Below are 12523 nucleotides of genomic sequence, written 5' to 3'. Positions count from 1 at the left end.
AACCAAACAGGACGGCGCAATGAGCACCGCCCTGTTTTTTTACACGGATTTTACTTTTCGGACGAGAAGATCAATGAATCTGCTTCGCATTCGGCCGGCGCTGCGAGAGCAGCCGCACGACGCGGTCGGGATGGTCGGTAATGATGCCCGCTGTCCCCATCTCGATCAGCTCGCGCAATCGGCCTTCGTCGTTGACCGTGAACGGATGGTAATCGACGCCCGCCGCGCGCGCGCCCTGCACCCATTCCGCCCGCACGGCCGGATCGTACGCGTGCAGCGCGTCGGCGCCGATCGTTTTCGCGTATTCCCACGGCCGGTACAATCCTTCCATATACAGGATGCCCGTGCGGATGTCCGGAGCCAGCTGTTTGCACAGCGCCAGCGAATAATGATTGAAGCTTGAGATCAGCGTCTGCCGCTCGACGCCGTGCCTGCGCACCGCTTCGATGACGGTCGCTTCCAGCCCTTCGTACGCACGGACCGTGTTCTTGAGTTCCAGGTTGACGATCAGTCCCGTCTGCCGGACAAGCTCCAACAGTTCGTCCAGATGCGGAATGCGCTCGCCCATGAACTCGGGATGGTACCAGCCGCCCGCGTCCAGGCTTTGCAGCTCCGCCCAGGTCTTGTCCCCGACCCAGCCGGACGCCCCGGCCGTGCGGGACAGCGTCTCGTCGTGGATCAGCACCGGCTGGCCGTCCGCGCTTAACTGCACGTCGGTCTCGATGCCCGTCGCCCCGAGTTCCACCGCCCGGCGGAATGCCACCATCGTGTTTTCGGGCCGTGTGCCCGAAGCTCCCCGGTGCGCGAAAATAATCGGAGCGGCCGCTTGGCCGTCCGCCGTGCGTAATTCCGTATCGATCGTATGCGTGCCGCGAATAGGTTCGTTCATCATGATCGCCTCTTCTCCGGTGCGGCCGCCTGGCCGCCCTTGTATGTTCGGGGTCCGTCTTCGTCCAGTATAACGAGCTTGCGTAAAGGCCATGTTAAACGCAAACGTTTACCGTAAAATGGAACTTTTACACAGCAGGGGGATTTTATTTAACAATACGCTGGTAGTCTGAATGCAGGCATTACCCCGACGTACATAAGGAGGAACAGCACCGCATGGAAAACATGAAGAACTCCCCTCCGCTTCCGCTCGAACAGAAAAGGCCGACCGGCCGGGGAACGCGTGCAGCCGGCATCAGCGGCGAACCATCGAAGGCAGCAAGCCTCGGCCGATGGCGCGAAGGAGCGCTGGCGGTAGCGTTTATCGCACCGGCCCTGCTGCTGTTCGGCATCTTTCTTTTTTATCCGCTTGCGCAATCGGTGTATCTGAGCCTGCATTCGACGAATCCGCGCGGCCAGGTCGCGAACTTCGTCGGTCTCGCGAATTTCCGCAACCTGTTCCAGTCGCCGGGATTCCCGAACAGCCTGATGGTCACGCTCAAGTTCATTCTGCTGACGGTTCCGGCAAGCCTTGCGTTTGCGCTCGTCTTCGCCGCCGTATGCCGCAGCCGAATCCGGGGCATGAGACTGTTCCGGTTCGTCTTCGCCCTTCCGATCGCGGTATCCGTCAGCACGGGCTCGATCATGTGGATGGTGTTGTTCCATCCGACGCTTGGCACGCTGAACTATCTGCTCGGCAAAATCGGCCTGACCCCGGTGCAGTGGCTGACCGACCCGAATATGGCGCTGCTGTCGATCTCGCTCATGACGGTCTGGATGAACGTGGGCTTCCTGTTCATCCTGCTGCTCGGCGGCATGCAGGGCGTTCCGGAAGAAATCTACGAGAGCGCCAAAATCGACGGTTCCGGCCCGGTGCGCACGTTCTGGCGCCTGACGCTTCCGCTCGTGTCGCCGACGCTGTTCTTCGCTTCCGTCACTTCGGTCATCGGCGCATTTCAGGCGTTCGGACAGATTAATATCCTGACCAAGGGCGGTCCCGTCAACAGCACCAACGTGCTCGTGTTCAAGCTGTACGAAGACGCGTTCGTGAACTTCCGCTTCGGCGTCGGCAGCGCGCAGGCGCTCGTCCTGTTCGCGATTGTGCTGCTCATTACGGTGCTCCAGTTCGTGTTCGCCGAAAGGAAGGTGCATTACCAGTGAGACCGATCTCCCTGCCGCGTCTTCTCGCTTACACGTTCTCGGCGGTCGCGGCGCTGTTCATCCTGTTTCCGTTCTGGATCACCGTCTCGAACGCGTTCATGACCGAAGCCGAATCGGCGGCGTATCCGCCGAAGCTGTGGCCGACCGGGCTGCACCCGGACAATTTCGCCCAGGTGCTGGCTACGATTCCGATCCTTCGCTTCATTACGAACAGCTTCGTCGTCAGCGGCGCCATTACGGTCGGCTGCCTGATCACGTCGTGCATGGCGGCTTACGCGTTCGCGTTCCTGCGTTTTCCCGGCAAAAAAGCGATCTTCGCGCTGTTCCTGTCCACGATGATGATTCCGTGGGAAGTCGCGATCATCCCGAACTACCTGACGATCCGCAGCTGGGGCTGGCTCGACAGCTACGCCGGCTTGACGGTCCCGTTCCTCGCGACGGCGTTCGGCGTGTTCCTGATGCGCCAGTTTTTCCTCCAGCTGCCCAAAGAGCTGATGGAAGCGGCGCGGATCGACGGATGCGGGCATGTCCGCATCTTCCTGCGGCTGGCCGTGCCGCTGTCCATGCCGGGTCTTGCGACGCTCGCCGTCTATTCGTTCCTGAACCATTGGAACATGTATCTGTGGCCGCTGCTCGTGACGAGCAGCGAGAATATGCGCACCGTCCAGATCGGCGTCAGCATGCTCCAATTTTCGGAGATGACGGCCTGGAACCTCGTCATGGCCGGACTCGTGCTCGTGCTGCTGCCGTCTCTGGTCATGCTGGCGCTCGGACTCGGCCGGCTCGTCGGCGGGCTGACCGCCGGCGCGCTAAAAGGCTGATCGTCCGGCTTGGCGGCTTCTTCCGCCCGCTGCCGGTCCGGGAGAGCGAACTTCTCCCGGACCGGCAGTAAGCGGCAGAGCCGCCGTCCCCGCTGAGACGACGAACGACACGTTCGCCGCCTGAGCGGAGACGGCGCAAATCCGTCCGGCTTCCGGCCCGGCCCCCGCCGGGTCACCCTTGATTCACGTGCTGCCGATCTCTTCGGCAATCCGCGGAAGGTACATCTCCTTCCGCATCGATTCGAAACGGTCTGCGTCTTCGCCCTGCGCGAAGCGCGGTTCTCGTGGAATCCGGTCTGCGTCCCGACATCCCCCTACCTTGACGGGACGCCCGGATCTCCGGATAACCCGGACGGACACGCGGAGGCATCTGCGGCTCCGCCTTCCTCCGGGTCTTTTTTGCGGCTTCAACGCTTCAACCCATACACATACTATATTCAGAAGAAGGAGTGGGAAGTTTGTTGCAAAGTAGCAAGAAGTGGATGTTCGCCTGCCTGTGCCTGATGATGGTCATCCTGACCGCCTGCGGAGGAGGAGCCGGAAGTTCGACAGCCGGCGGAGCGACGGCGGAAGCCGCAGCGGCCACCGGGGAAAGTGCCAAGACGACAGACGGCGCGGCTCCGGTGAAAGTCGTCTGGTGGCACGCCATGAGCGGCGAGCTCGGCGGAGTCGTGGACGAGCTGGTCAAGCGGTTCAACGAATCGCAGGATGACGTGGAAGTCGAAGCCGTGTTCCAGGGCACTTACGACGAGAGCCTGAACAAGCTCAAAACGGCGATGGGCTCCGGCACGGGACCGACGATGATCCAGACGTACGAGATCGGCAGCCGTTTTATGATCGATTCCGGCGCCATCACGCCGATGCAGCAGTTTATCGACGGCGAGAGCTATGACGTGTCCAAGCTGGAGCCGAACATTCTCGGCTACTACACGTTCGACGATCGTCTCTACTCGATGCCTTTCAACACTTCGAACCCGATTCTGTACTATAACAAAGACGCTTTCAAAGCGGCCGGACTCGATCCCGAGAACCCGCCGAAGACGTACGAGGAAGTGGAAAAAGCGGCCAAGACGCTGACCAAGGACGGTATGACCGGCGGATCGTTCGCGATCTACGGCTGGTTCATGGAGCAGCTGCTCGCCAATCAGGGCGCGGAACTGCTCAACAACAGCAACGGCCGTGCGGGCATGGCCGATCAGGCGCAGCTCGGCGCGCCGGCTGCCGTGCGCACGCTCGAATGGTGGAAAAAGATGGTTGACGCCGGCACGATGCTGAACCTCGGCCGCAAAACCGACGACACCAAAAAAGCGTTCGCGGCCGGACAAATCGCCATGACGCTCGACAGCACCGCTTCCCTGCGCGGCATCGTGCAGGCAGCCGAAGGCAAGTTCGAAGTCGGCACGGCACCGCTGCCGAAGCCGACCGCGGCCGATGCCGACAAAGGCGGCGTTGTCGTCGGCGGAGCCAGCCTGTGGATCATGAACGACCGCCCGGAAGCCGAACAGCAGGCGGCCTGGAGCTTTATCAAGTTCCTGGCCGAACCGGCTACCCAGGCTTACTGGCACGTGAACACGGGCTACTTCCCGATCACGAAGCAGGCCTACGACGAAGACCTCGTCAAGGAAAACCTCAAGAAGTATCCGCAGTTCCAGACTGCGGTCGACCAACTGCACGGCACGGAGCCGACTCCGGCTACCCAGGGCGCCGTCATGGGCGTCTTCCCGGAAGCGCGCCAGCTGACGGAGACGGCGATCGAAGAAGCGCTCACCGGCGCCGCGACGCCGCAGGACGCGCTGGATCGCGCTTCGGCCGAGATCACGCAGAAGATCCAGGAGTACAACAGCACGGTCGCGCAGTAAGCGACCGGTCGACTCCGGTAAGCGCGAGCGGAGCCGGACAAGCATCCCGCAGCGCGCAGGTTTGCGCCATACAAAAAAGACCGGCTGAACTTCAGCCGGTCTTTTTTGCTTTTTTCCGTAACGTTCCTTCTCATTATTCCCCGTTATTTCCCGTTACATCGGGCTGTATCCCAATGCCGCGTCCTTTTCCGCTGCGCCCTCATTTGTAAATCTGCCGCACGCTCGCCGTCCCTTTCTCTTCCGAGAACTCCACCTGCGCCATCGCGCCGTTGATGAGCGTAAGCTGCGGCGGCATATGGCCGCAGTCGATATCGTACAGCACGGGCACGCCGAGTTCTTCGGCCATATCGCGGTAGACGTCCACCGCCGTATACCCGTCGACCGCCCCGTTGGCCGGGCTGCGGCCGAACATCAGGCCGGCACAGTTGTCGAACCAGCCGGCCAGCTTCATCTGCACCAACGAGCGGCGCAGATCCGCCGTATTCATCTCGCAGTTCTCCAGCACCCACAGCACCGGTTCGCCGGGCAGATGCGTGTCCCGGAAAGTGCGCACGTCGCCGTACGGCGTCCCGACCAGATGCCGGATCACGTCGATACAGCCGACGAGCAGCCGGCCGTTGAATCCGACGTCGCCGCCGGAGACGCTTTTCCAGACGGTCGGTTCCGTCAGGTTGAACACGGAATCGTCCGCCGCTTCCGCTTCTGCCGGATTCGCTTCTTCGGCTTCCGGACGGCTTTTCCACTCGACCTGGTACAGATCGGAAGAGTGCTGCCCGAACGAACCGCCGGCCGGCGTCGTCAGCGCGTCCCGCCACTTGGCCGTCGTGCTGTCCGTGACGCGGCCGCGCAGATCGAGCAGGTTGGTGCCGTGCGCCGTCGCCAAGCCCGTTCTGAGCGTCACGGCGAGCAGCAGCAGGCTGATGTCGGAATACCCGAGCAGCCACTTGTCGCCGATCCGGTCGAAATCGAGATGCTCCAGCACTTCGATCAGCAGCTCGCCGCCCCAGGGCGGCAGCACGAGCCCGATCCGGTCGTCCTGCAGCATCCGGTTCAACTCTTCCGCGCGCAGGCGGGCCGGCGCGGACTTCGCTTTGTGCTGCGTCCAGACGGTATCGCCGGTCGATACCGCGAATCCGGCTTCTTCCATGCGGCCGATCGCCTGCTTCAGCAGGTCGTGCATGTCCGGCGCGACGCCGTAAGAAGGAGCCGTAACTCCGATCGTCGTGCCTTCTCTCAAAAATGGATAACGGATCATGGTCGGTGCTCCTCTCCCGCGGCCGGTCCCGCTTTTTGCGATCGAACCGGCCTGTCAGGCGCTGATTTGGGTGCTTTTCTCACTTAAACGTATAACCTTCGCCCGCGCTGCCCGATACCGTATGCCGGCGGCGAAGCAGATCCCACACTTTGCACAATGCGTAAGCCGTAAACGGCAGCATGAACACGATCGTCGGATAGCCGTAACGCCCGAACGCCACGAACGGAATATAGAGCGCGGTAAAATAAGCGAACGTCAGCAGCAGCGGCAGCAGGCGGCCGAAGCGTTCCCGGACCAGCGCCGACACGAGCCCGACCAGCGTCACGCACACCAGCACCTTCTGCATCGCATCCATGAACGGACGCTGGATCGGCCAGATCGGACGCCAGTAATACGACTCGATGTACAGCCCTTCCAGCTTGCCGAGCGTGTACCAATGCAGATACGTCCAGAAATGATGCGAGAAGCCGTAACGCAAAATGTCCAGCCCTTTGTCGATCGCGCTGCTGTCCCAGCCTTTGAAAATAGTAGCCGGGTCATACTGCGGATAAGCGTCGAAGAATCCGGCCGGCGGCAGTCCGTATTTGATCCGGGTACCGAGCAGGAACGGACTGCCGGCCGAACGGGTGAACAGGATGAATTCGCCGAACGTGTTCCAGTTGCGGATCCACCACGGACACAGCAGCAGGACATACGTGCCGAGCACCGCTCCCGCATAGCGCAGCATTTCCTTGAAGCTGTATCCGTCGCGCAGCCACAGAAACAGCAGCACGGCCGGGAACAGCGAAGCCTGGGGCTTGAAATAGGCGGCCGCGGCCGTCAGAATGCCCACGATTATGTAACCGGACAGCTTGCGCCGCTCGACGGCTACCATCATGGCAAGCACGAGCAGCATGCAGAGCAGGCGAAACGTCGATTCCGTCAAGATGACGCCCGAAGAGAAATAATCCGGGGGATACAACGCCGCCAGCACGCAGGCCACCAAAGCGATCCGGCGGTTGAATACGCGGCGGGCGATCAGGAACAGCAGATAGACGCACGCGACCTGCTCCAGACATTGGAACAACCGGAAAGCAGTGATCCCGCCTTCCTGCCCGAGCGGCCCGATAAAAGCGGCCAGCAGCAGCGGCATGCCCGGCATAATAAACGCGCTCGGCTCTGTCCCGCTGTCCAGGTTGATGTACGTGAGCGGCCCTCCTTCGAGCAGCGTCTCGGCGCTTCTCACGTATTTGACGTCGTCGTTATTCGGTTCGTTCAGATCGCCGAGCAAAAAGTAATTGTTGTGCGACAGCACGACGAACACCGATACCGCGAGCACAAAAGCCATGATCGAGATCAGCCAGATCCGGTCACGCCGGCTCGTCGTTTCGTTCTCTTTTACAGAAAACAGCAAAATCTTTCCTCCTTCTTGCGAAATACATCCCGCTATCGTTCCTATCTTATGCAAATTCGCCTACGATTACAAAAGAATTTACGCCGGATACTGCCAGGTAGGTATCTCGCCTTATAAACGCTTATCCCGCGCAAAAAGTTCCCGCCAAAAAGCCTGTCCGCGAGCGGGCATTTCCCCGGCTGCGGACAGGCTGTTCGGTTGGGAATCGGATCGGATTGAGGCTGCGCTGCCGCCCTGCGCCGAAGCCCCGCTCAGATCAACAGGCTGAACAGGCTCGGATCGCGGTTAAGCTCGGTGTAGTTGATGCCCTGTTCGTCCATGCGGGCGATCAGCGGTTCGTAATCTTCCCGGGACGTCAATTCGATGCCGACGAGTGCCGGACCGTTCTCCTTGTCGCTCTTCTTCGTATATTCGAAGCGCGCGATATCGTCGTTCGGACCGAGCGCTTTCTCGAGAAACTCGCGCAGCGCGCCGGCTCTCTGAGGGAAGTTGATCAGGAAATAATGCTTCAGTCCTTCGAAAATAAGCGACCGTTCCTTGATCTCCTGCATCCGGTCGATATCGTTGTTGCCGCCGCTGATGACGCAGACGACCGTTTTGCCTTTGATCTCGCCTTGGTACAGATCGAGCGCGGCGACCGGAATGGCGCCGGCCGGTTCGGCCACGATCGCGTTCTCGTTATACAGGTCGAGAATGGTCGTGCACACTTTGCCTTCCGGCACTTTGACGACTTCGTCGAGACGCTGCCGGCAGATGTCGAACGTCAGCTGCCCGACCCGCTTGACCGCCGCGCCGTCGATAAACTTGTCGATCGTATCGAGCGTCACGACATGCCCGCGCGCCATCGCTTCGCTCATCGAAGCGGCGCCGAGCGGCTCCACGCCGATCATGCGCGTGGACGGGCTCATCGTCTTGATATACTGCGATACGCCGGCCGCCAATCCGCCGCCGCCGATTGTCACGAACACATAGTCCGCCGGCCGATCCAGACTCTCCATAATCTCCATGCCGACCGTGCCGTTGCCCGCGATGATCATCGGATCGTCGAACGGATGGATAAACGTCAGCGCCTGCTCGGTGCAGACTTTCATCGCTTCTTCGTAGGCGTCGTCGAACGTGTCCCCGGTCAGAATGACCTCGACGTTGCGGCCGCCGAATTTGCGCACCATTTTGACTTTCTGGTTCGGCGTCGTGCTCGGCATGTAGATTTTGCCGTGAATGCCGAGCGCCTGACACGAAAAAGCGACGCCCTGCGCATGGTTGCCCGCGCTCGCGCAGACGATGCCGCGTTCATGCTGCTCCTGCGTCAGGCTGCGGATTTTGTTATAGGAGCCGCGAATCTTGAACGAACGCACCACCTGCTGGTCTTCCCGCTTCAGGTACACGTCGCACTCGTACTTCGCCGACAGGGTCGCATCGCGGTGCAGCGGCGTGCGCACGATCGCTTCGCGCAGCCGGTGATGCGCCCGTACGATATCTTCCATCGTCACCGTATCGCCGTTCTTGTTATCGTCCAATTCCGCAGTAGGTTCGGTTTTCATCTCGTTCTCCTCGTTCCTGATTTTGTTTCTCTGTATGCTATCCCGACAGTGCCAGCCATTAAATTTAAAGGTAACGCGATTGAGCGGAAAATTCAAGCTTCGGGCGCAAAAGGAACCGGCCGGACAGCGGATTTTCCGCAGATTCCCGGCTGATCGGACAGCGTCGGCGCGACGGGACGGCAGGCGGTTCGCCTTGATTCGGCCTTCTTTTCCAAAAGCGCAAAAACGGACAAGCGTCCGCCCCTTCCCTTCTGCTACACTGAAATCACCGATCGGGAGGGAACGCACACATGGACTATACCGCATGTCTCCAGCGCACGCTGGACCATATCGAAGATCATCTCAAAGAACCGCTGACGGCCGAACAATTGGCGGATCTGGCCGGGTTCTCGCTGTATCACTTCTATAAAGTGTTTCACTCGCGGACCGGCCTGCCCGTTATGGATTACGTCCGCCGGCGCAGGCTCGCCCACGCCGCGGCCGATATGGCCGGCAGCCGAACGCTGCTTGCGATCGCGCTGGACTACGGGTTCGAGACGCATGCGGGCTTCACCAAAGCTTTTCGCAAAACGTACGGTTTGACCCCCGAACAGTATCGCATCCACGCCACCGGCCGCGTTCCCGAACGGGTGGACCTTGCGAAGCTGGCCGACTACCATATGACCGGAGGAATAATGATGCGACCTACCCTTGTAACCAAACCCGAAATCAAGCTGGCGGGCTATGCCCTGGAGACCACAATGAACGGCGAGAACCTGACCGAAATTCCCGCTTTTTGGAACCGCTATATTGAAGAAAACCGGGGCCGGGATCTGCAAGAGACGCTGGCTCCCGTCAGCCCTGCCGAATACGGCGCGTGCATTATGCTGCCCGGCAAGCCGGAGCATTTCCTGTACCTGATCGGCGTGGAAGTCGCCGACTTCGACAGCGTGCCGGAGCGGATGCAGACCGCCGTCCTTCCGGCGTCCACGTACGCCGTGTTCACGACGCCCGCCGCAGACCGCGCAAACGGCGCCTTCTCCGACGCCATTCAGGGTATGACCACCTACGTCTACAACGAATGGTTCCCGAATTCCGGCTACACTTTCGCGTCCGGCGGCGTCGAATTCGAACTGTACGACGCCCGCAGCGACGGCGACTCGAACCTGCAAATGGATCTGTACGTGCCGGTGGAGAAGCAGGCGGAGTGAAGGGGGTGCGGGTGTGGGAGCGCGCAGGCGTGCGCGCGTAAAAACCTATGCGCGGAGATCGGCGTAGGCAAATCCTTCCCAGTAAAAGAATAAGCCCGGACCTATAAAGGTCCGGGCTTTGCTGTGAGGACTTTGCTGTGAGGACTTAGCTGTGAGCGCTTAGCTAGCCTTGCAGCGCATCGCGGCGGTTGAGATGCGCGGCGGATTCAGGGTGCATCCGGCGTCGTTCCTCCCGCCTGGCCGATCCGGGGCGGCGATAACGTGCCGGCCGAGGCTTTTCGCTGCTTGCCGCTTATCGCTATTCGCTGATCGCCGGCTAGTCGCTCACTACTGATTGCGGGTCGCAGCATTCTAACGAATCCTCATACCGCTAATCCGTCGATTAGGCTTGTTTTGCGATTCTACCGAATCGCTGTAACGCTATTTCCCGATTCCCGGCCTAAACCGGCCCAAAATTGCCGAATAGCGTTCCTACGATTCGTTAGATCGGGAAAACCGGCCAAAACGGCCCAATAAGGCCTCTACGATTCGTTAGCGCCGCCGGGCCGGGCAGATAGGACGCCGGCCGGACGAGGCCATCGGCGCCTCTGATCGCGGGTCGCGGGTCGCAGCATTCTAACGAATCCTCATACCGCTAATCCGTCGATTAGGCTTATTTTGCGATTCTAACGAATCGCTGTAACGCTATTTCCCGATTCCCGGCCTAAACCGGCGCAAAATCGTCGAATAGCGTTCCTACGATTCGTTAGATCGGGAAAACCGGCCGAAACGGCCCAATAAGGCGTCTACGATTCGTTAGCGCCGCCGGGCCGGGCAGATAGGACGCCGGCCGGACGAGGCCATCGGCGCCTCATGCCGTCGCCGGCTCGCTTAGCTGCAGCCCTAGGCAATCCTGCGCCTTACGCTGCTCAGTCCCGCAGCCCCACGCAACCCCGCGACCGCCGCACATGTGCGCTCACGCAGCCGCCAGCCCCCGGCCCCAGGCAACCCCGCGACCGCCGCACCTGTGCGCTCACGCGGCCGCCAGCTCCCGGCCCGCGTCACCCCCGCGGCAGCGCCTTCGCCGCGATGTCGCCGCGCATATGCGCGCCGTCGAACGCGATGCGCTGCGCCGCCGCGTAAGCGGCGTCGCGCGCTTCGGCGAGGCCGGCGCCGCGGCCGACGACGCCGAGCACGCGGCCGCCGGCGGTCACAAGCTCGCCGGCTTCGTTACGCGCGGTGCCTGCGTGGAACACGAGCGAACGTTCGTCGCTCTCGGCATCTTCGATGCCGGTAATGACCCGCCCTTTCGGGTACGAAGCCGGATAGCCTTCGGAAGCCAGCACGACGCAGACCGCCGCTTCGTCGCTCCAGCGGATGTCCGCGTCCGCAAGCGTGCCGTTTACGGCGGCGAGGAAGATCTCCAGCAGGTCGCTCTCCAGACGCGGCAGCACGACCTGGGTCTCCGGGTCGCCGAAGCGCGCGTTGAACTCGATCGTGCGCGGCGTGCCGTCGGCTTCGATCATCAGGCCGGCGAACAGGACGCCGGTAAATGGACGGCCTTCGCTGACCATCGCGAGGGCGGTCGGCTTGACGATCTCTTCGATCGCGCGTTCGACGATCGCCGGATCGATATGCGGCAGCGGCGAATACGTGCCCATGCCGCCGGTGTTCGGGCCGAGGTCGCCGTCGTAGACCGGCTTGTGGTCCTGCGCCGCCGGCATCGCACGAACGGTCTCGCCGTCGACGAACGCCAGGATCGACATCTCTTCGCCCGTCATGCATTCTTCGATGACGACTGTACTGCCCGCCGTGCCGAAAGTGCCGCCGACCATGGCGTCGTGCAGCGCTTTTTCCGCTTCTTCGAGCGTCTGCGCGACCGTTACGCCTTTGCCCGCGGCCAGGCCGTCGGTCTTGATTACGATCGGAGCGCCCTGTGTGCGCACATAAGCCAAAGCCGTATCATAATCGTCGAACGTTTCGTACGCAGCCGTCGGAATGTTGTATTTTTTGAGCAGATTTTTCATGAAGGCTTTGCTGCCTTCGATCTCCGCCGCGTTCGCCCGCGGGCCGAATACCGGAATGCCTTTGGCTTCGAACGCGTCCACGATGCCGCCCGCCAGCGGATCGTCCGGGCCGATCACGGCCAGGCCGATGTTTTTCTCCAGCGCAAAAGCCGTCAGCGCGTCAAAATCGAACACGCCGATATCGACGCATTCCGCCGTCCGGGCGATGCCGGCGTTGCCCGGCGCGCAGTAGATCTTCCCGGCTCGCTGCGACTGCGACAGCGATACGCAGATCGCATGCTCGCGGCCGCCGCCTCCCACAACCAAAATATCCATTCGAACATCCCTCCCGCTTCCTTGTGTGTTCCTTTTCCCGATAAAAAAACGCACG

9 protein-coding genes are annotated in these 12523 nt (G+C 61.3%); 4 read left to right on the top strand and 5 right to left on the bottom strand.

The window, feature by feature from the left end:
• Window positions 1-70 precede the first annotated feature (70 nt).
• A complete protein-coding gene (locus tag FFV09_RS14315) occupies window positions 71-889 on the bottom strand; it encodes a glycerophosphodiester phosphodiesterase (protein WP_141450478.1) in 819 nt (272 codons plus the stop codon).
• Window positions 890-1104: 215 nt separating this feature from the next.
• Here FFV09_RS14315 and FFV09_RS14310 point away from each other — a divergent pair, with 215 nt between their 5' ends.
• The 3 genes from FFV09_RS14310 (at window position 1105) to FFV09_RS14300 (ending at window position 4768) form a co-directional block, all read left to right on the top strand.
• Window positions 1105-2088, top strand: a complete 984-nt coding sequence (locus tag FFV09_RS14310) for a carbohydrate ABC transporter permease (protein WP_237401591.1) — start codon at window positions 1105-1107, stop codon at window positions 2086-2088.
• On the top strand, window positions 2085-2909 hold the full coding sequence (locus tag FFV09_RS14305) for a carbohydrate ABC transporter permease (protein WP_425472174.1): 825 nt from the start codon (window positions 2085-2087) through the stop codon (window positions 2907-2909). The genes FFV09_RS14310 and FFV09_RS14305 overlap by 4 nt, the downstream gene beginning before the upstream one ends.
• Before the next feature lie 482 nt (window positions 2910-3391).
• Complete coding sequence (locus FFV09_RS14300) at window positions 3392-4768, top strand: ABC transporter substrate-binding protein (protein ID WP_425472320.1); 1377 nt, start codon at window positions 3392-3394, stop codon at window positions 4766-4768.
• Between the two features lie 199 nt (window positions 4769-4967).
• Here FFV09_RS14300 and FFV09_RS14295 read toward each other — a convergent pair whose 3' ends face one another.
• The 3 genes from FFV09_RS14295 to ilvA form a co-directional block, all read right to left on the bottom strand.
• Window positions 4968-6023 carry a S66 family peptidase gene (locus FFV09_RS14295; protein ID WP_141448448.1) on the bottom strand — a complete coding sequence of 352 codons (1056 nt, stop codon included), beginning with the start codon at window positions 6021-6023 and terminating at the stop codon, window positions 4968-4970.
• Between the two features lie 79 nt (window positions 6024-6102).
• The gene (locus tag FFV09_RS14290) at window positions 6103-7416 is read right to left on the bottom strand and encodes an ArnT family glycosyltransferase (RefSeq protein WP_246098348.1); all 1314 of its coding nucleotides are present in this window, start codon (window positions 7414-7416) and stop codon (window positions 6103-6105) included.
• 251 nt (window positions 7417-7667) lie between these two features.
• The gene (gene ilvA, locus FFV09_RS14285; RefSeq protein WP_141448447.1) at window positions 7668-8957 is read right to left on the bottom strand and encodes a threonine ammonia-lyase IlvA; all 1290 of its coding nucleotides are present in this window, start codon (window positions 8955-8957) and stop codon (window positions 7668-7670) included.
• Window positions 8958-9247: 290 nt separating this feature from the next.
• Between ilvA and FFV09_RS14280 the strand changes: the two genes are divergently transcribed.
• Entirely contained in the window at window positions 9248-10147 is a 900-nt protein-coding gene (locus FFV09_RS14280) for an AraC family transcriptional regulator (RefSeq protein WP_141448446.1), read from the top strand.
• 1040 nt (window positions 10148-11187) lie between these two features.
• Here the strand turns inward: FFV09_RS14280 and purD are convergent.
• Window positions 11188-12468 (bottom strand): phosphoribosylamine--glycine ligase, encoded by a 1281-nt coding sequence (gene purD / locus FFV09_RS14275; protein ID WP_141448445.1) that lies wholly within the window; start codon window positions 12466-12468, stop codon window positions 11188-11190.
• Between the last annotated feature and the right edge of the window lie 55 nt (window positions 12469-12523).

It is taken from the genome of Saccharibacillus brassicae (assembly GCF_006542275.1).
In the GTDB taxonomy this organism is placed as follows: Bacteria; Bacillota; Bacilli; order Paenibacillales; family Paenibacillaceae; genus Saccharibacillus; species Saccharibacillus brassicae.
Note: the sequence above shows the minus strand (reverse complement) of the source record. Positions and strands in the feature narration are given on the sequence as shown.